General features: G+C 60.6%; 19 protein-coding genes. 7 read left to right on the top strand and 12 right to left on the bottom strand.

From position 1 onward, the window contains the following. Nucleotides 1–222: 222 nt before the first annotated feature. The 3 genes from C934_RS0109440 to C934_RS0109430 form a co-directional block, all read right to left on the bottom strand. Nucleotides 223–654 carry an OsmC family protein gene (locus C934_RS0109440; protein ID WP_018856470.1) on the bottom strand — a complete coding sequence of 144 codons (432 nt, stop codon included), beginning with the start codon at nt 652–654 and terminating at the stop codon, nt 223–225. Between the two features lie 149 nt (nt 655–803). After that, nucleotides 804–2,021 carry an adenylate/guanylate cyclase domain-containing protein gene (locus C934_RS0109435; protein WP_018856469.1) on the bottom strand — a complete coding sequence of 406 codons (1,218 nt, stop codon included), beginning with the start codon at nt 2,019–2,021 and terminating at the stop codon, nt 804–806. Between the two features lie 62 nt (nt 2,022–2,083). After that, on the bottom strand, nt 2,084–3,106 hold the full coding sequence (locus tag C934_RS0109430) for a LacI family DNA-binding transcriptional regulator (RefSeq protein ID WP_018856468.1): 1,023 nt from the start codon (nt 3,104–3,106) through the stop codon (nt 2,084–2,086). Between the two features lie 94 nt (nt 3,107–3,200). Between C934_RS0109430 and C934_RS0109425 the strand changes: the two genes are divergently transcribed. The 4 genes from C934_RS0109425 to C934_RS0109410 all read left to right on the top strand — a co-directional run bounded on the left by C934_RS0109425 (nt 3,201) and on the right by C934_RS0109410 (nt 8,686). Further along, a complete protein-coding gene (locus C934_RS0109425; RefSeq protein ID WP_018856467.1) occupies nt 3,201–4,382 on the top strand; it encodes a phytanoyl-CoA dioxygenase family protein in 1,182 nt (393 codons plus the stop codon). 84 nt (nt 4,383–4,466) lie between these two features. After that, nucleotides 4,467–5,288: an SDR family oxidoreductase gene (locus C934_RS0109420; protein ID WP_018856466.1), complete on the top strand. Its 822-nt coding sequence runs from the start codon at nt 4,467–4,469 to the stop codon at nt 5,286–5,288. A 99-nt stretch (nt 5,289–5,387) separates the two neighbouring features. Next, nucleotides 5,388–6,299 carry an SMP-30/gluconolactonase/LRE family protein gene (locus tag C934_RS0109415; protein ID WP_018856465.1) on the top strand — a complete coding sequence of 304 codons (912 nt, stop codon included), beginning with the start codon at nt 5,388–5,390 and terminating at the stop codon, nt 6,297–6,299. 143 nt (nt 6,300–6,442) lie between these two features. Then, nucleotides 6,443–8,686 carry a glycoside hydrolase family 2 protein gene (locus C934_RS0109410; RefSeq protein WP_018856464.1) on the top strand — a complete coding sequence of 748 codons (2,244 nt, stop codon included), beginning with the start codon at nt 6,443–6,445 and terminating at the stop codon, nt 8,684–8,686. Between the two features lie 38 nt (nt 8,687–8,724). Here the strand turns inward: C934_RS0109410 and C934_RS0109405 are convergent, their stop codons facing one another. The 5 genes from C934_RS0109405 to C934_RS0109380 form a co-directional block, all read right to left on the bottom strand. Then, nucleotides 8,725–9,009, bottom strand: coding sequence for a hypothetical protein (locus C934_RS0109405; protein ID WP_082728634.1), 285 nt, complete (start codon nt 9,007–9,009; stop codon nt 8,725–8,727). A 111-nt stretch (nt 9,010–9,120) separates the two neighbouring features. Then, nucleotides 9,121–9,819 carry a L,D-transpeptidase gene (locus C934_RS0109395; RefSeq protein WP_018856461.1) on the bottom strand — a complete coding sequence of 233 codons (699 nt, stop codon included), beginning with the start codon at nt 9,817–9,819 and terminating at the stop codon, nt 9,121–9,123. Next, nucleotides 9,816–10,778 (bottom strand): ABC transporter substrate-binding protein, encoded by a 963-nt coding sequence (locus C934_RS0109390; protein WP_051085585.1) that lies wholly within the window; start codon nt 10,776–10,778, stop codon nt 9,816–9,818. Before C934_RS0109390 ends, C934_RS0109395 begins: the two co-directional genes overlap by 4 nt. Nucleotides 10,779–10,889: 111 nt before the next feature. Beyond that, nucleotides 10,890–11,534 carry an alpha/beta hydrolase family protein gene (locus tag C934_RS0109385; protein WP_025658831.1) on the bottom strand — a complete coding sequence of 215 codons (645 nt, stop codon included), beginning with the start codon at nt 11,532–11,534 and terminating at the stop codon, nt 10,890–10,892. 61 nt (nt 11,535–11,595) lie between these two features. Continuing rightward, complete coding sequence (locus C934_RS0109380; RefSeq protein ID WP_018856458.1) at nt 11,596–11,793, bottom strand: hypothetical protein; 198 nt, start codon at nt 11,791–11,793, stop codon at nt 11,596–11,598. A 334-nt stretch (nt 11,794–12,127) separates the two neighbouring features. On the opposite strand from C934_RS0109380, the gene C934_RS0109375 reads away from it, so the two are divergent. Continuing rightward, nucleotides 12,128–12,592 (top strand): hypothetical protein, encoded by a 465-nt coding sequence (locus tag C934_RS0109375; protein WP_026371699.1) that lies wholly within the window; start codon nt 12,128–12,130, stop codon nt 12,590–12,592. 302 nt (nt 12,593–12,894) lie between these two features. On the opposite strand, the gene C934_RS36165 is transcribed toward C934_RS0109375, so the two are convergent. Further along, complete coding sequence (locus tag C934_RS36165) at nt 12,895–13,023, bottom strand: hypothetical protein (RefSeq protein WP_018856456.1); 129 nt, start codon at nt 13,021–13,023, stop codon at nt 12,895–12,897. Nucleotides 13,024–13,106: 83 nt separating this feature from the next. On the opposite strand from C934_RS36165, the gene C934_RS0109365 reads away from it, so the two are divergent. Together C934_RS0109365 and C934_RS0109360 are read left to right on the top strand one after the other, a co-directional pair. Beyond that, on the top strand, nt 13,107–13,778 hold the full coding sequence (locus C934_RS0109365; protein WP_018856455.1) for a VIT1/CCC1 transporter family protein: 672 nt from the start codon (nt 13,107–13,109) through the stop codon (nt 13,776–13,778). Nucleotides 13,779–13,780: 2 nt separating this feature from the next. After that, entirely contained in the window at nt 13,781–15,730 is a 1,950-nt protein-coding gene (locus tag C934_RS0109360) for an adenylate/guanylate cyclase domain-containing protein (protein ID WP_051085584.1), read from the top strand. A gap of 59 nt (nt 15,731–15,789) precedes the next feature. Here the strand turns inward: C934_RS0109360 and C934_RS0109355 are convergent, their stop codons facing one another. From C934_RS0109355 to C934_RS0109345, 3 genes are all read right to left on the bottom strand, one after another. Beyond that, nucleotides 15,790–16,287 (bottom strand): DUF2971 domain-containing protein, encoded by a 498-nt coding sequence (locus C934_RS0109355; RefSeq protein ID WP_272481248.1) that lies wholly within the window; start codon nt 16,285–16,287, stop codon nt 15,790–15,792. Nucleotides 16,288–16,696: 409 nt separating this feature from the next. Then, nucleotides 16,697–17,632: a DUF2950 family protein gene (locus tag C934_RS0109350; RefSeq protein WP_018856452.1), complete on the bottom strand. Its 936-nt coding sequence runs from the start codon at nt 17,630–17,632 to the stop codon at nt 16,697–16,699. Between the two features lie 34 nt (nt 17,633–17,666). After that, on the bottom strand, nt 17,667–19,094 hold the full coding sequence (locus C934_RS0109345) for a DUF3300 domain-containing protein (protein WP_026371698.1): 1,428 nt from the start codon (nt 19,092–19,094) through the stop codon (nt 17,667–17,669). Between the last annotated feature and the right edge of the window lie 4 nt (nt 19,095–19,098).

Here is a 19,098-nt window from a genome sequence, read left to right as displayed (position 1 = left end):
AAGGTTTAGCCGCATCTGAGACTCGCGGCCGATCTGGTGCAAATAGGATGGGCATCTGCCAACTCTCGCCGTTCCCGCTTATCTGCGCGCGTGGCGAGCACGGAAAATCGCCCCGACGGCTTGGGCCGCAGGGCGAATAGATTCAGTCGATCGAAGCTTGGAAAGAAGGACAGGTGACGAAGTGCCGACACCTCGGTGCGGCACTCGGTCTCACCTCAAGGCTCAGGCGAGCTTGACGTCGAGCGAGATCGGGACAGCCGAAAGGGCCTTGGAGACAGGGCATCCGGCCTTGGCCTTGTTGGCGAGCTCGATGAATGTCCTTTCATCGGCGTTCGGAACCGTGCCGGTCAGCGTGAGATGGATCGCCGTGATGGCAAAGCCACTCTCTACGCTCTCGAGCGTCACCTTTGCCGTCGTTTCCATATCGGTCGCCTTGAGACCCGCCTCCTCAAGGATCAGCGACAAGGCCATCGTGAAGCAGCCGGCATGCGCCGCCCCGATCAGTTCCTCCGGATTTGTCCCTGGGATGCCTTCGAAACGGCTCGAAAAACCGTAGGGATAGTGTTTGAGCGCGCCACTCTGCGTGGAGATCTGCCCCTTGCCGTCCTTCAGTCCACCGGACCACTGCGCTGAACCTGTACGATTGATCTGCATGCCGTCCTCCTGTTTGGATGAGACAAAGCGGGCTGTCGCCGCTTCGCCCGATCTACGAGGCAACCCGCCTCTTCGACCGATATAATCCTCTATCGGCAGAAGGCGACAACGCCGTGAAATTTCTTCTGACGGCGCACGGACAGAAGGCGTCAGATCTCGATTCGCGCCGTGTCGAGCGTATAAAGCTCCTGCGCGCGCTTGACGCCACGGAGCGCGTAGCGGCCGATGCAGGCCAGCGCGCCGCGTTCGTTCTCCGGGATCGTCGCCGCAAACTCCGACGACATCAGCACGTTGAGATCGACCGATCGGCACATCGAGGCAATCCGGCTGACTTCGTTGACGGCGGGGCCGATGACGGTAAAGTCCAGTCGCTCGCGGCTGCCGATATTGCCATAGAAGACATCACCGATGTGCAGGCCGATATAGACCTCGGTCGTCGGCCGTTCTTCCAGCGCGCGCTCATCGTTCAACGCCTTCAGCTTCTGCCGCAGCAATCGCTCGGCTTGCAGCGACGCAGCACAGGCATCGGCAGGCTCGTCCGCCTTGAAGATCGCCAGGACACCGTCGCCGATCAGCTTCAACACATCGCCACCGGCCTCATGGATCGCGGAAATGACCACATCGCTATAGGCGTTCAGCATCGGCAGGATTTCTTCCGGCGGCGCGGTGTCGGATATTTTCGTATAGTTCAGAAGATCCGAGAACCAGAGAGCCGCCGAGATCCGCTCCGACTTGCCTCGGGTGATTTTGCCTTCCAATACCTGCCGCGCGGCGTCATCGCCAAGATAAACCTCCGCGATGGTCCTCGCGATACGCGCCAGCGCGATACACTTGATCGCAAGGGCCAACACCGGCACCAGCTTCCGCAGAATGATGAGATCGTGATCAGAAAATCCCTCGGGATGGCGGGTCGCGAAATGAGAGAAGAAGCAATCCATCTCGCCGATCGTGCCGGCCTTGGCAAACCGGTGGACCATCGCGACGAAATCGGTGTGGCCCTGCGCCTGCATCGTGTCGAGCATGGCGAAGTCGGCCGGATCGCCAAAACCGATGCGCCGTCTGACCTCGTTCTCCTCTCCCGCCCACAGATAGTAGAAGGCGGAACGTTGCCAGCTCTCCAATGCCGGTCCTTCGCTGGTGGAGCCATACTCGAATTCGGTCTCGATCTCCTCCTGGCTGTCCCAACGGAACGCCCGGCCTTCGTGTACGGGATGCAGTGTGTCCATCAGAGCCATGCCGCGATCGAGCGGCAAGCCACGTTCGCGGCAGGCGTCGCAGAAGCCGGTCAACAGTTCGGCCTCCGACGCGCCCTTGAGCCCCTGCTCCGTCAGCCAGGCCGCAACTGTCCCTATATCGCTGTATTCCATACCGTTTCCCTCGCTCCTGCGAAAGCACTATCGCGATTTTACCGCTAAGGGAAAGGCAAACCTCAATCCGTAGCAGGCATGTTGTAAGGTGTAACAATCTCCAGCGACGACAATGCCGGAGGCGCAATTCCGCCCCTGACAGAACGGCCCATGACGGCGCGAAAGGCCGAGCGGGCATCCGTGCGCAGATCGTGGTGCAAGACGAAGCCGATCTTGCGGTCGACAAGCAGCGCGCGATTGTCCGCATCGAGATCATGCGCGACGAACACGCGGATCGGCCGCTTCGCCGCCTCGAAGGCGGCCAGCACCGCCTGGTTTCCGCCGCCGATGGAATAGACCGCGTTGATCGCCGGATCCGCCGCGATTGCACGAGCGGCCAGCGTGCCCGTCGCTGCATCCGTTCCGTGGCCTTCGCTGATTTCGATCATCCCAATCTGGGGATAGCGTTCGCGCAGCACGCGGCGAAAGCCCATCTCGCGCTCCTCCTCACCGCGAAATCGACCGCTGGAGAGCGTGACGAGAACCCGCCCGGGCGCGTCGCCGAAATGCTCGCCAATAAGATAGGCTGCAGTCTCACCGGCCGCTCGATTATCAGCGCCCGCGTAAGCACTGCGGGAGGAATTCGGCAGGTCCGTCACCAAAGTGACTACCGGAATGCCGGCGTCCGTTGCGCGGGAAACCGCAGCAGTGACCTCCGGAACATCCGGTGCTTTCAAGACGATGCCGTTCGTGCCGCGCAGCCGGACCCGGTCGAGCAACTGCACCAGCTCTGCCTGCTTCATCACCTCGGCGAAATGGAAGCGGCACCGGAACACCGTCGGCAGAAAGGTGGCGACCTCCGCCTCAAAGGCATCGCGAACGGCGGTGCTGAAGCGGTCCGGCGTTTCCATCACGACATCGATGGCGAGCTTCCGCCCGCTCACCTCGCCGCCGATCTGCTGCTTTTCCAGCTCTGCGATCGCAGCCTGCACCCGCATCATCGTCTGATGCCTGACGCCACTCCTGCCATTGAGAACGCGATCCACCGTCGCTGTGCTCAGCCCGGCCTGGAAGGCGATATCCTTGACGAGAAACCGGTGTGCCACACAATCCGTCTTGATGGTTTTTTGATGGATTCCTGATCTATAACACACCAGTCGGCGGCGTATAGTGCCCTCATCGGAAAGGGAGGAGCACCTGATGAAAACCGACAACCTTCAGAAATTGCGCGCCGATCGCGTCTGGCTGACCGAGGATGCTTGCGATCTCGGCGACTTCCGCAAGCTTGCCGAAAAGACAACGGCTCTCGCCGACTATCCGACCGCCGACGCCGTCGAAAAGAACATTCTGATTTATGATAGCCCCAAGGTCGCTGCAGCGATCGCCAGCGGCCGCAGAGCGGTTCTCGCCGAGATCTGCGAAGCCTTTGGCGACGGCCCGGGCGTCGTCGTTTTCAAGCGCGCCTACAGGGATCCCGGCGTCATCGACCGCGCCAGCGCAATATTCAGCGAGATCATCGAGGAGCAACACCGAACCGCGAGCGGCGGCGGCGATCACTTTGCTAAGCCGGGTGCCAATGACCGCATCTGGAACTCGCTGGAAAAGCACTGCCTCGCCGATCCCGAGAACTTCGCCGAGTACTACGCAAACCCCATCGTCGCGATCGCAAGCGAAGCCTGGCTGGGCCCAAGCTATCAAATGACCGCCCAGGTCAACCGGGTCAATCCGGGTGGCGCGGCACAGTCCGCGCACCGCGACTACCATCTCGGCTTCCAGTCTTCCAAGGTGATCGAGCAATTCCCGGCGCATGTGCACCGGCTCTCGCCGGTGCTGACCCTGCAGGGCGCGATCGCTCATTGCGACATGCCGCTCGAAAGCGGTCCAACCCTCTTCCTGCCGCACAGCCAGACCTATGAGCCGGGCTACCTCGCGCTCAAGCGCCAGGAGTTCAAGGACTATTTCGAGACGCATCATGTCCAGCTGCCGCTCGAAAAGGGCGACGTGGTGTTCTTCAATCCGGCGCTGTTCCACGCGGCTGGTACGAACCGCTCGACCGACATCAAGCGCGTCGCTAATCTGCTGCAGGTCTCCTCGGCATTCGGGCGGGCAATGGAGACCGTGAACCGCGAGCGCATGAGCGCCAAGCTGTTCCCGGCTTTGAAGGCCCTGAGGGGCAAGCTGTCCGAAATCGAGATCGGCTATGCCGTTGCCGCCTGCGCCGAGGGCTACTCGTTCCCGACCAACCTCGACCGCGACCCACCGCTTGGTGGCCTCGCGCCGAAGACGCAAGCGCAGCTGATGCACGAGGCGCTGCGGGAGGATTGGGATGACGCGCGGTTCCTCTCGGCACTGGCGCAACAGAGCGAGCGGCGACTAAGCTGACGCATCCGCATTGACGAAATCAGCTCCCGGCGCCTTGGTGCCGGGAGCTTTCGGCATATAGGCCATCATTCAAAGGAGGAGTACATGACAACAAACCACAGCCGCCTCGACGGCAAGATCGCCATCGTAACCGGCGGCACTCAGGGACTCGGGGCAACGATCGCCCGCCTCTTCGCCGAGCGCGGCGCCAAGGGCCTTGTCATCTGCGGCCGCAACGAGCAGAAGGGAAAGGCCAAGGCCCATGAGATCGCTGCCGCCACCAGGGCCAAGGTCGTTTATGTGAAGGCCGACCTTGGCCAGGTCGAGGATGCCAGAAACGTCGTTCAAGTCTGCGACGAGACATTCGGTCGCGTGGATGCCCTGGTGAATGCGGCCGCCATCACCGACCGCGGCACAATTTTGAACACCAGTCCGGAGCTCTTCGACGCCATGTTCGCCGTCAATGTCCGTGCCCCGTTCTTCCTGATGCAGGAGACAGTAAAAGTGATGCGGCGCGAAAAAATCGAGGGTACCATCGTCAATATCGGCTCCATGTCGGCCAAGGCAGGGCAGCCCTTCATTGCCGCCTATTGCGCCTCGAAAGGTGCACTGGAAACCCTGACAAAGAACACCGCCTACGCGCTTCTACGCAACCGCATCCGCGTCAACGGCCTCAATATCGGCTGGATGGCCTCCGAGGGCGAGGACCGCATTCAGCGGGAATATCACGACGCACCGGCTGATTGGCTGGAAAAGGCGGCCGCGGCCCAGCCGTTCGGCCGCCTCGTGGATCCCGAGGAAGTGGCGCGTGCCTGCGCCTATCTTTCCTCGCCGGAATCAGGCCTCATGACCGGGTCCGTGATCTGCTTCGACCAGTCGATCTGGGGCGCCTATGACGGCTCGCCGCATCCGGACACAGCCCTCTAAAAAATGCAGAGCCCGGCGCTTTTGCCGGCGCCGGGCTCTGGAACACATGACCGTTTACGTTTACGAAGATCGTCACATCGCTTTGGGAGGAGCTGACCCGTGTCAGAAGATGCGCTCTATGACATTCGTGACGACCGTTTCCGTGGCTTGATCGCCGGCAGCGCCCGGCTGGAAGAACTTTATAGCGGCTGTCGTTGGGCAGAGGGTCCCGTCTGGTTCTCGGACCTCAATTGCCTGATCTGGAGTGATATTCCCAATGAGCGGATGATGCGCTGGGTGCCCGACGGTAGCGTTTCAGTTTTCCGCTCTCCCTCGAATTACGTCAACGGCAACACCCGGGACCGCCAGGGCCGGTTGGTTTCCTGCGAGCACGGCGGCCGCCGCGTGACTCGCACTGAATTCGACGGCCGCATCACGGTGCTGGCCGACAGCTACAAAGGCAAACGCCTGAACTCTCCGAACGACGTCGTCGTGAAATCGGACGGCTCGATCTGGTTCACCGACCCGACCTACGGCATCATGTCCGACTACGAGGGCCATAAGTCCGAGCCCGAACAGGAAACCCGCAACGTCTACCGCATCGACGCATCGACGGGCGAGATCGAAGCTGTTGCCACGGATTTCATTCAGCCCAACGGCCTAGCCTTCGCGCCGGATGAGAAGCAGCTCTACATCGCCGATTCCGGCTCCCGAAACCATGATGTCCCCCGCCACATCCGCGTTTTCGACATCGTGGACGGCAAAAGGCTCGCGAACAGCCGGTATTTCTGCTCGATAGACAGCGGCGTGCCGGATGGGTTCCGTTTCGATGTCAGCGGCAATCTCTGGACCAGCGCTGCCGATGGCGTTCACTGCTTCGCGCCCGACGGCACGCTCCTCGGCAAGATCAAGGTGCCGCAGACGGTCTCGAATATCGCCTTCGGCGGCGTAAAGAAGAACCGACTGTTCATCACCGCCACCCTATCGCTCTATTCGATTTACACCACGACCAACGGCGCCCAATATCCATAGGATAGCATCGCGCGCCACTAGGACGTCAGCGCTGACTACCAGTCAGCCATCTCCAATCCAGAAAGAACCATCGATGCTTGAGTTTCCACGCGCCCTTCAGCAGCGCCAATCTGTTCGCAACGCCTTTTGCATGGGAGCCTGAGATGCGTTCCGTCGTCTCTTTCAACGAGAGCTGGAGTTTCCACGAGGGTTTCGGCCAGCGCCTGCTCGGGAGCTTCGATGGCTCAGCGACCGTCAGCCTGCCACACACGGCCGTTGAACTGCCGTTCAACTACTTCGACGAGACAAGCTACCAGCGGGCGTTCACCTACCAAAAGATCCTGCGCTGGATGCCGGAATTCGAGGGCCGTGAGGTCTCGCTTGTCTTCGACGCCGCCATGGCCGATGCCGTCGTCTATTTGAACGGTGATGAGATCATCGCGCACAAGGATGGCTACACACCGTTCGAGGCGCGCCTCAACGGCAGCCTGGTGGTCGGCGACAATCTGATTACCGTGAAAATCGACGGCAGCGAAAACCCTGAAATCCCGCCCTTCGGCGGCCGCATCGACTACCTGACCTATGCCGGCATTTACCGTGACGTCTGGCTGAAGGTCACGGACCCGGTTTCCATCGCCAACCTGAAGATCGAAACCCACAATGTGTTGGCGGAGGAAAAGTCGGCAAGCGTGCGTGTCGATCTTGCCAATCTGCAACAACTCACCTTCCTGGGCTCGGTATCCGCATCCCTGAAGGATGAGGATGGGCGCGTGCTCGCCACGGCTTCCGCGGAAACGACCGGTGAAGATGTTACTCTCTCTTTCAATGAGCTGACCGGTATATCGCTCTGGGATATCGACAATCCGGCGCTTTACGAAGTCACCGTCGAACTGAGGACAAGTCACGGTTCCGACCGCGTCTCGTCGCACTTCGGCTTCCGCACCGCCGAGTTCACAATCGAAGGCTTTCTTCTCAATGGCCGGCCGCTGAAGCTACGCGGTCTCAATCGCCACCAGGCTTTCCCCTATGTCGGCTATGCCGCTGGCAGATCGGCCCAGGAACGCGACGCCGATATCATGAAATCCGTGCTGAAGTGCAATATCGTCCGCACGTCGCACTATCCGCAATCGAAGTGGTTCCTCGATCGGTGCGATCGCATTGGTCTTCTGGTCTTCGAGGAAATCCCAGGCTGGCAGCATATCGGCGACGTCGAATGGCAGCAGGAATCGATCCGCAACGTGCGGCGCATGATTGAGCGCGACTGGAACCATCCCTCGATCATCATCTGGGGCGTTCGCATCAACGAATCACAGGACAGCCACGATTTCTATGTCGAGACCAACCAACTTGCCCGTGAACTGGACCGTACGCGGCAGACCGGCGGCGTCCGCTACATAACCGACAGCGAACTGCTCGAAGACGTCTACACGATGAACGACTTCATCCTCGGCAACGAGGAACTGCCCGGCAACAACCGCCCGCGCACGGCGCTTCGTCCACAGCAGGAATCCACCGGTCTGTCGTACAAGGTGCCCTACATGATCACCGAGTTTGGTGGCCACATGTATCCCACCAAGATCTACGACCAGGAGGCTCGCCAAGCCGAGCATGTCCGCCGACATCTCGAGGTGCTGAACGCAGCCTATGGCGATCCTGATATCGCGGGTGCGATCGGCTGGTGCATGTTCGACTACAACACCCACAAGGACTTCGGCTCCGGCGACCGCATCTGCTACCACGGCGTCATGGACATGTTCCGCGAGCCGAAGTTTGCCGCCTATGTCTACGCGAGCCAATGCGATCCTTCCGAAGAGGTCGTCATGAAGCCCGTCACCTTCTGGGCTCGCGGCGAGCGCAACATCGGCGGCGTTTTGCCGTTGATCATCCTGACCAACTGCGATGAGGTCGAATTGCGATACGGCGCGGTGACGAAGCGGATCGGCCCGGACCGCGAGAACTATCCGCACCTGCCGCATCCGCCTGTCGTTCTCGACCACCGCCATTTCACGCCGGACGAGCTTGGAACGTGGGGGCTTGAATGGATCGATGGCGAATTCACCGGCTACATTGCGGGCGAGCCGGTTGCCAGGTTGACGCTCGCGGCCGACCCGCTGCCGACAACGCTGCAGGTCGTTGCCGACAGCCCGACCTTAAAGGCCCGGGAGCGCGACACGACCCGCGTCATCATCCGCGCGCTCGATCAGCAGGGACAGCGCCTGCCCTTCATGAATGACAATGTCACCCTGCACGTCGACGGACCGGCGAAGATTGTCGGGCCGGCATCGATTCCGCTACAGGGCGGCACGGCCGGCTTCTGGTTGGAAGCGACAGGACTGACCGGCGCGATCAGCGTACAGGCGAACTGCAGCCGGCTCCCTGCCGTCAAGATCGAACTGACCGCCGTTTGAGCATAATCGCGGTACGCCCGACCTCGCGGGGCGTGCCGTCAGCCGGACCGCGCCGGCTGCACTGACCGGACTGTGCCGTTGTTGTCGACGATGCAAGAGAACTTCTTGCCGCCGGCATCGAGATCGACGCCGAAGGTGCCGTCGGGCAGTTGACGGGAGGCCGTGGGCAGTACCTTGGCGTTCGCGCCGGCAATTCCGGCCGCCGAATTGGCGCAGAGTAGCTGGAGATCCGCCGGTGCGGTCTGCAACGTGGTGCGGGCCATGCTGTCAGGCGCTGGCGGCGTCGGCGGCGTGCAGGCGCCAAGCAACGCCGCGCTCGCCATTGCCGTTATCGCCCAGCCGATCGAAATTCCCCTCGCGATTCTCTGCCCCAAGATCCTGTCCCCCGACTAGCGTTGTTTTCTCCATTTCCGGCGCTTGTGCCGGACCTATTGTCAGACGCCCTTGTAGAGCGCCGCCCCCTGCATCAGCACGATGACCTTGGCGCCAATCTTGATCCGCGAGGCGAGGTCGACGATGTCGTTATTGTTCATACGGATGCAGCCGGAGGAAACGTCGAGACCGATGGTCCAAGGTTCCGCCGTCCCATGGATGCGATAGATGGTGTCCTGGTCGCCTTCGTAGAGGTAGAGCGCCCGGGCACCCAATGGATTTTCCGGTCCGCCCGGCATCCCGGCTGCCCACTTGGCCGCGTTCGGGTCACGCGCCACCATTTCGGCCGGTGGTGTCCAGGTCGGCCATTCCGCTGTCCGGCCCACACGCACGATCCCGGCCCAACCGAAGCCTTCGCGCCCGACGCCGATACCGTAGCGGATTGCCTGCCCGCCAGGCTGGGTGAGGTAGAGGAAATGCTGGTTGCCGTCGATGATGATCGTTCCTGGCGGCTCCGCGGTCCTGAAGGTCACGGTCTGCATCCGGAATGCTTCCGGCGGTTGGTTGTTGCGCGCGTAATACTGGCGAGCCTTCCTCTTGTCGTAGTCGACCCAAGTGTGCGTCTTGGAGTCATAGATCTGTGTCTGAGCCCAGGCAGCCAGGGGGCCGAGGCAGGCTGCCGCAGCAAGCAGAGCCAAAGTCAGCTTGCGCGGCCGGATGGCCTCTTTCCTCTTCACCGGAAATTTGCAGCGTGCCGTCATTGCTTAGCCCACCCATCCACGCGCTTTGCGTTGTCGGCGACCCATTTTTTCGCGTAGTCGAGCGGCGGTATGCGGTCGACTTCAAGCGCATAGCTCATCGCCGTCGCCTCCTCCGGCGTCAGATCGACTTTTTCCAGAAACGCCGCGATCTCGGGGCGTTTCTTGGCGAAAGCGGCGCCGTATCCGATGCGGAAGTTGGCTGTATCCCAGGCCGTCGATGCGGAGGACTTGGTGACCCAGAGCGGATCACTGGGACCGACGAGCTTCCACTTGCTGGCATCATGCGGCGGCTCGGTAAGGCGGACGATCTTGTGCAGGTCAAAGATGAAGTGCGGCGCGTAGCAGGCAAAGACAAGCGGCTGGTTTGTTGCGATCGCGATATCCAGCCCCGCCATGGCGACTTCTTCTTCCGACTCGACCAGCGTCAGGTTCTTGGCGTAGCCGTAGGTGTTTGCCCGCACCCGCTCGATCCCCGTCGAAGCCCAGGTCGGCGCGCCGAGCCACAGCTCGCCCTTGCCGTCACCATCAGTGTCGAGAATCTTTGTTTTCTCCGGATCGCTGAGATCCGCGATCGACTTCAGCCCCTTTTCGGCGGCAGCCGGCGTCGCGCAGATGCCCTGCCATGCCGGCACGCCATGCTTGGCGAGAACCACGGCACCCTTTTCCGTGACAAAGGTTTTGATGACATCTTCGAGGTTCGGCTGCCAGACCTCCGGCTGGATGTCCACCGTGCCTTTCTCCATGCCATTGAACGCAAGTAGCGTCCCGAGCTCCTGCACATCGGCATTGAGCCCGAATTCCTTGGCAATGCTGACCTTGAGAATATTCGCCGTCGCCTGCCCGGAAGGCCAGTTCGGCATCGCGATCACGAGATCGGCGGCGAAGGCGGCACTACTCATCGCAAGCGCTGCGGCGAGAATGGATGAGAAGAGCCCTGAACATGCTACGCACTTCATCATGCTGCCCCCAAACATGCGAGAAAGGATCGCAGAAATGCACGTCACATCTTGCAGGCGAACATGCATAAAGCATTTACATGCGTCAAGTCGAATTGACGTTCGCACCCGGTCCTAGCGAAGGCAGTTTTCGTCTGCCCAAGCCTTGACGCTCGCTGCCATCGTGGCGAGATGATCGGCGACGGAGAAGCCGGATATCTTCTTGCGCGGCGCGAGATCGTGGTCGCCATCCTCGAGCCAACGCAATGATATTGCGGGGGAAAGCGGATAGGTCTCGACCTCCTCGCGCGTACCGAATTCGTCGCGCGTCCCCTGGCAGATAAGCGTCGGCGAACGCAGGTTTCTCAGATGCGCGGTGCGCAGTTGTTGCGGCTTGCCGGGTGGATGAAAAGGATAGCCAAGGCACAACAATCCACAGATCGCGCCTTGGTCATATAGCTCGTCGGCAATTATGCTGGCCACTCGTCCGCCCATGGATTTGCCGCCGATGATGAGCGGCCCGCTGCTCGCGACCTCCTTTACCGCCTCCATGTATTCGGGGATGAGGGTCTCGGCTTTCGGCGGCGGTTTTCTTGCATCCGACGTCCGCCGCGCCGCCATGTAGGCGAACTCGAAGCGCGCGATCCGGAAGCCTTTACCGACAAGCGCTTCGGAAGCCGCCGTCATGGACTTCGAGTCCATCGGTGCGCCGGCACCGTGGGCAAGCAGGATGGTGGCTGGGGGATTGTCCGGGCCGGTGATCAGAAACGTCTCGCTCATCGCGATGTCATAGCGCAATGAGCGAAGCCTCACCATATCGGACGTGCAAGGTGATAGCCGGTCAATGGAATTTCGGCATGTCGGGAAGCGCCGAGAATTCTTCGCTGATCATTTCGCTCATGGCGACCAGGATCTCCTTGCGGGAGAAGCCCGACCGTTCGAGTTGCAGGATCATTTGGTCGAGATCCAGTTCGAGCTGACCGCGACAGCAGGCCACCCGATCGGCAGAAACGAGGAGAACTTCTTCAAGAATTAGCATCGCTTCGCTCCTAATTTCCAGAAGCAACCTGCGACTGCGCTAAATGTTCCAGGGACCGCCAGCAACATTTCCTGAACGGCGACTGCGGGATTTTATTACAGATTACTAATTAATATGCGGTCGACGCCCCTTCGATCACCAAATGTCCATGCCGCACTTGGCGGCTTCCCCCCCAGGGGCCGTTTCAACTCTGTCTGCCGAGCACATGCACTGGGAACAAGATCAGCCAGTGGCCCACGGCGTAATATACCGTATACTACCTCATCCCCTGTGTATTTTACTGCCTTGACGCCCGTACTCATCTTATCCTTTGGAAAACTCGGAGGACATGGCGATGACTGCAAACGAGACGACCCCTCAGTCGATGACCAGTGCCGAAGATCTGCGCAAGCGTGCCCTTGAACTTCAGCTTGCGGAGATGGAACGCGACGACAAGATAAAGGCCCGCGAGGCGACGAAACATGCAGAGTTCGTCGAGGATTTTTTCCAGAAGCATATCGGCGAGACAGAGCGGGCGGTCATCAAACGGCTGGTGATGAAAGCCGCCGCGGACGGAAAATACGAAGCGATGGTCTACAGCTTCCCGTCGAGCCTCTGCTCGGATGGCGGTCGACACATCAACAACAACCTGCCCGGCTGGCAGAATACCCTCCAGGGCAAGGCAAGGGAACTTTACGATCTCTTCGAGACGGCGGCCAAGCCCCAGGGCTATGGGCTGAAGGCGGTGATCATCAATTTTCCGGGGGGCATCCCCGGCGACGTCGGCTTCTACCTGACCTGGGAGCCGCCCGTCGAATAATTCGGAGCGGAAAGCGCGCGATACCGGCCGACAGGGTTTGCGAACGTCCTGCGCTTTGCGGGGTAAGCGGGGAGAAGCTTGGCCCTCCGCGCCAACGGAGCACGCGATGCCACGGTGCGCCAAGACGGCATGGAAGCGCACAGCACTCGCCAGGACGTATTCTCAAGGCATCGGAGCCCGTGGCGATGAAGGCGATTGAAGCATATTGCGAACGCATCTCCTGGCCGTATCGCTCATTGCAGTACACCACCACCTCCGCCTCGAGGTTCGAGCAAAGCCGTTCAGATTCAAGGATGCGCCGCTCATCCGTCGAGCTGGCCGAGGAAGCGCTCCAAGGCGTCGACCCCCAGGTCGTAGGACTCGAAAAGAGCGCTCAATGTCTCGCTTGCCACGGAGACAAGACAGCGACGGATCTCGGGGATCCTCATCATTAGTTTTGCGTCCGCGCTGCTTCGTTGAAGTCGTGGATCGTTCCATATGAGGAATTCAGCAGCCGCGAAGGAGCAGGCATTTCATGGCATCCGGCAGGCCACAGATCGCGGATGTAATCGACCCGGGTGATGCCCTCGGCGAAGTCCTCTTCGGACTGATTATGGCGCTGACATTTACCGTCGGCTCACGGGTCATCTTCACCGAAGGGGGCCTTGACGTCCGCGAGCTGATCGTCGCGACCATCGGCTGCAACGTGGCATGGGGCATCATCGACGCCGTGCTGTTCGTCTTAGGCGTGGTATTCTACAAGAGCCGGCGCGGACACGTCTTTCGGCAGGTCAGGGCCGCTCAAAACGAGCGGGACGCCATTGCTGCGCTCCGGAAGGAATTTCCGATCGACGGCGAACCGCTAGTTTCCGCGGCAGCGGATGAAGAGGCACTCTACCAAGCCATGCTCGGCCTCGCGCGGCGAGGAAGCCCTGCCAACACTCGTCTGTCGAGAGATGATTTTCTCGCCGCCGTCATCGTCTTTCTCCTGGTATCGGCGACATCGCTGCCTGCGGTTATCCCCTTCTTCATGATCAGCAGTGCGGACCTTGCGCTGAGAACCAGCAATTTTCTACTGGTTGCCCTGCTCTTCCTGACAGGCTGTGCCTGGGCGCATTTTTCGGACGCAAAGCCGCTCAACGCAGGCATAACGATGACGTGCCTAGGCCTCGCGCTGGTCGGCATTGCGATTGCTCTCGGGGGGTAGGGATGGTGGACCGCGCTACGACACCGCCCGCGACAGGGACCAGGAGTGCATCGGACTGGGCATTTCCCCTGCGATTGCACCTCAGCGTCATCATTGTCGGGCTGCTGGCTTGCACGGCGCTGCCGCTCGTGTGGATGGCATATACCCAAGGCAAGGTGACCGCCCTGTCCGCTGGCGAAGCACAAATGCGTCAACTCGGCTTGCGCACCATCGAGAACTACCGCGATGTGTTCAACGGCGGATACACCGCGATCGAGACGGCCGCCGCCGTCCCGCAAATGCTCACGCCGCCACCCCAGGATCTGCCGGCGAAGCAGGCCCTGCTGCTGCGAGAACTGAAGTCGTCCTTCCACATAGACGGGGTCTATGTCGGCTTTGCTGACGGGACGTACATTCAGGCCACCAACCTTGCGACAAATCCGGCGTGGCGCGACGCCTTGAATGCTCCGGCCGACGCCGCATTCGCGGTTCGTGCGATCACGAAGGTCATCGGTATTCCAGTGACGACCTGGACGTTCTTCGACCAGGACATTCGACCTCTCGCTCGGCGCGCAGACGGCGACGATGTCTTCGACCCGCGGTCCCGGCCCTGGTACAAGGCCGCCGTCTCGGAGGGCCGGACGACATCGGTCGGCCCCTATGTTTCCGCTGCGACCAACTACCTCACCCTGACGTTCGCTACGCCCGTAGCCGGGAAGGACCAGGTCGTTATCGGCACCGATGTGATGCTTGTGACCTTGGGAGAGGTTGTCGATACCGGGACGATCTCGGAAGCGGCGCATGGCTACTTATTCGACAGCACTGGCCGCCTGATCGTTCACTCCGACCCCGTGATCATGACGAAACTGCGCGATCAGATGCGTCGCGGGAGGCTGATGTCTGTTGCAGACGTGGCAGCGACAGACCCAGCCATCCCGGCCGTCGCGAATCTGGCACAGGACCGCAGCCGGCCGGATGGCGATGTCTTCCGCTTTCTGGTGAATGGCCGCGAGTATCTGGCCCAAAGCTTTCGTGCGGAAATAGCCGGCATGCTGAAAAACTACACGGTCGTCATCGCAGCACCGCTTGACGACCTGGTCGGTCCTGTCGAGCGGACCCTGAGGCGCAATCTGGCTGCCGCAGCCGCCTTCCTGTCGGCGGGCGCGATCGCCGCGATCATCATCTCCCGGTTGATCAGCCGCTCGCTCTATGCGTTGGCCGACGAGGCGAGGCAACTGGGCAATCTGGAATTCAAACAGAGCCGCGTCTCGCGCTCCTGGATATCCGAGGTGAACGCGCTCGGCAAAGCGCTCGGTTCCGCCCGTGATACCATCCGGATGTTCTCGCTCTACGTGCCGCGTGAACTGGTCCGCAGGATTGTCATGACAGGCCAATCAGCGATCGGCTCCGCCTCCAGGCAGGAGATCACTGTCCTCTTCACCGACATCAGAGAGTTTACCACCATCTCCGAACGGCGCTCGCCCGAAGAGGTCGTCGCCCTGCTTTCCACCTATTTCGCAACCCTCAATATGATTGTCGAGCGCCACGGCGGTACCATAGTGCAATATATCGGCGACTCCGTTTTGGCGATGTGGAACGCACCGGTTCATGACGAGCGGCATATCGAAAACGCCTGCCGTTGTGCCTTGTCGATGAAAGCGGCGATCGACGAGATGAATGCTTCCAATCGCGCCGCCGGTCGCCCCGAACTCGTTACCCGCTTCGGCCTGCACACCGGACCGGCCGTCGTCGGCAGCGTCGGCGCCGAAACCCGCCGGCAATACACCGCAATCGGAGACACTGTAAACATCGCCTCGCGACTGGAGGGCCTGAACCGCGACTATGGAACCTCGATCCTCGTCAGCAGCGCGGTCCGCAACGCAGTTGCGGAGAATTTCAGTTTCCTGCCTATCGGCACTGTCAGCGTCAGGGGCCGAACGGGGCAGACCGAGCTTTACGAGCTTCGGGGCTAGTATCGCTCGAACAATCCGTCCATTGCAGGAAGGCTCTTGGCCCCTGCCAGAGAGCGCGGCTATAGCGATCGGTAGGGGATATCGGATGGCCTTGAGGCTTCTACGCTCAGGTGCCTCGTGGCGATCGAAGCTGCCTGGAGTATTCGCTCTTTCTGCAGGCTGGGTACCGCGATCACCGTCTCAAACCCGAGGTTTGTGCGGCCCTCACTATCGTTGCCCAGATCAAGGTCGACTTCAAAATAAGGCACCAGCATCGTCGCCGTCCCACGGACTCTCACGGACTGATGGTCACGTGGTACGAACTTCGAAATGATGCGCCATTCGCACTCCTCACGAAAGGACGGATCCTTGAAGGCACAGGCTAGCTGCTGGTAACGAGTGACAATCTGGTTTGCGAACTCTTCGACCCCTTCATCGTCCAAGGGCGTTTTCTGGCTTTGCTCATAGATACACTTGACAAGGCGGAAGCCCGCCCTTTCGGCAACCCTTTGCAGGTCGCTGACGACAAATCCCAAGCATACTCCTCCACCCGCACCATAGCCCCTCCATTGGCTCAGGAGATCGTCGTCCTCCGCAAAGGACGCCGTGTAGACATATCCCCTGCTGGAAGAAATCGATGAGAGAGGCTACCCGAAGCAATATGGCCTGCTGTCTTGACGATGCGGCCTTCGCACGCTTCTGCCTCCGCCTTCAGGTAGCCCAGCCCATATACGAACTCCCTCTGAATCATTCAGATAGTGGATGTTTGTCGCCCATATCACACTCGAACTGACAATACCGAGAAACCCTTGAAGTGTCGTGTAGTGGAAAAGGCGCGGCCGCAGTGTCGCGCTCGCCCTGCCGGCTGACGTCGGCAGAAGCGAAAGGTGATCGTTAATCATATTTGGCGTCAGTCGAGCTCCGTTGAGGCGAAACCACGCTGGAGCCTTTCAGGGCTAAATTGAACCGTTCTGCCAGAACCACACCTCAGTCGCGCACGACCGTCCAGTTGTCGTCGGGGTTGAACTCCTTGATCGCCGCGGCGCGCTGCTCGGTCTCGGGCCCCAGATCTCGCTGGTAGACGATGTTGGAACCGTTGACGACGAAGGTCTGAGCCCCGGTCACGTGATACTTGACCGGCCAGGCGATCAACGCAAAACCGCCCGTCATGTTGCCATTGATGATATAGCTCTGCTTTCCACCGATCACGTTGGGGCCCTGGGCCGTCAGGATGCGATAGCGGTAGCCATAGTAGCCTTCGCCGCGCTTCGCCTTACTGAAGGCGGCCGTTTCGATCAGGGGCCCCGCCGGGCTTTCTTCATCAAAGGCACCGGGCTCCCAGTAGAGGCCGTCGCGTTGTCCCGGGGTGCTGATCAGCTTCTGCGCAAATTCGAAAAGTCCGTCCTCGTCCTCGTCGATTTGCGCGTACGCGTATTGGGCGTTCACATAGTCATGCATCGTCTGGATTGTCGCCAGTTCGCTCTGACCGACACGGCGGTTGACGATCTCCTGCAAACCGACCTCGGTATCGAATGCCCATTTGCCGTCCTTGTTCTTCGACAGAGGAAAGGGCAGCGGCCACATGACGTCGCCAATCAGAACCACCTTGCGATCATGGAGGTCCTGCAATTGCAGTTGGCGCAAAGCGCCCTCGCGGATCGTTTCATAGCTTAGCATCGCCTCCTTGCTGGATCGCAGTTTGGCCGCGTCCAGACCGAGAAGGCTCGCGAGGCCATCGATATCATTGGCGCTCAACACCGTCTTGAACCGCTCAAGCGCCGCCGATGGGTCATCGAATGACGGCGGCGTACCGGCCACGAATTCCTGAAGATTCGTCTGAATCTGCGACATCGACGGGGCCGCCCACGCCAGGGAGAGAGCCGTTCCGAGCAACAGCGGAATCAACTTAAACTGTGGTCTCATGGTTTATCTCCGGAAATCTGAATAGCTGGACACCCTATCGCCGACCGCCGCCGCGACCGCCACCTCCACGCCCCCCACCGCCGCCGTGTGGTATCGGGCGCGAGCGTTGAGCGGAGGGACGTGGACCACCCCGTTGCCCGCCTCCCATGCTCTGTCCGCCTCGCTGGGAAGCCACCGCTTCACGCCGGCCGGACTGCACGTTGCCGAGGGCGCTCGGTTGGCGCGAACGGTTGTCGGGCCGCGCCGCCATCTTCGGTGCGCTTGGCTTCTTGACTGCCGGCTTTGATGGACGGTTGGCAGCATTGCCCGGTCGATTGGCGGCATTTCCTGGACGCGCATCCACGCGATTGCCCAGATCGCCCGGACGGGCATCCGGACGCGCCCCACCCGGCCGGTTGGCGACAGCATCGCCTGCCCTCGGATTTGCCCTCAGGCCCTCCGCAGTGCTCTTTCGAATATCGTCAGCACGTGTGCTGACATTTCTGGCTCCTTGTCCGCGGTTCGCCTGCCGGTCGCTGACCTTGTTCTTGAGCTGGTTGCGGTTGTCGGACTGCAGGCTGGATTTGATCGCCGAACGATCGATGTTGGCGAGCTGATCCCTGTCGATATTCAGCTTGCTGCGATCGACCTTGGTCCAGTCGACGTCGTTCCATTTGACCTTGCCGTTGAAATTTCGGTCGTTAAAGCAGTTGTTGCAGTCGATATCGACATCGCCGCCCCAATTGCCGCCCCAAACGCCCCAATCGTCCCAATTGACGATGGCAGCCCAGGCGACGCCCGTCACCGCGGCGGCAAAGAACCCGGCACCCGGATAATAGTAGCTGTCGTAAGAATTGGGATAGTAGGAGATCGGAGCGGCCGTATAGCCTGGCTCATAGAGCATTTCGGGTGGATATTGAGGGATATAGACCTTCTCGGGATTGGTCGGTCGTATGACGACGTTCTCGTTCTCAGTCACGACCGTGATCTTGTCGTCGGTCTTGATGACGTTCTTCGCCACCGCTTCGTCGCGAAGCTGCTGAATGGCGATCAGTACATCCTTTTGCTGGTTTGTAAGCGCGTCACCCAGCGATTGAGTCCAATCGAGATCGTCGCTCATCATCTTGACGATATCTGGATAGTTGAGGAGCGAGATGACACTTCCATCCCAATCATCCTTCGGCTTGAGATCGGCGTCTTTCTTCTTGGCCTCCAGGAAACGCTGAGCCTCGATGACCTGCACCGGAAACAGTGAAGCCGCCGAGATCGCCGCCACGAGCTCGTCCGGATAGAGGGCGATGCGTGCCACAAGCACTTCAAGCTCATTCTCGGAAAGCAGAGCGGCCTCCGGCGCCGTCGTCTCTGTCGAGGCGAGTTTCTGTGTGGGGGTCGCGGTCTGTGAATACGCTGGCGGGACGGGATGCATCGAAATGATTGCCAGCGCAGAAAGCCCCGCAAGCAATCTCAAATATCTTGCTTTCACCACG

It is taken from the genome of Rhizobium sp. 42MFCr.1, assembly GCF_000377185.1.
Classification (GTDB): Bacteria; Pseudomonadota; Alphaproteobacteria; order Rhizobiales; family Rhizobiaceae; genus Rhizobium; species Rhizobium altiplani.
This window is presented reverse-complemented; position numbering and strand designations above follow the sequence as displayed.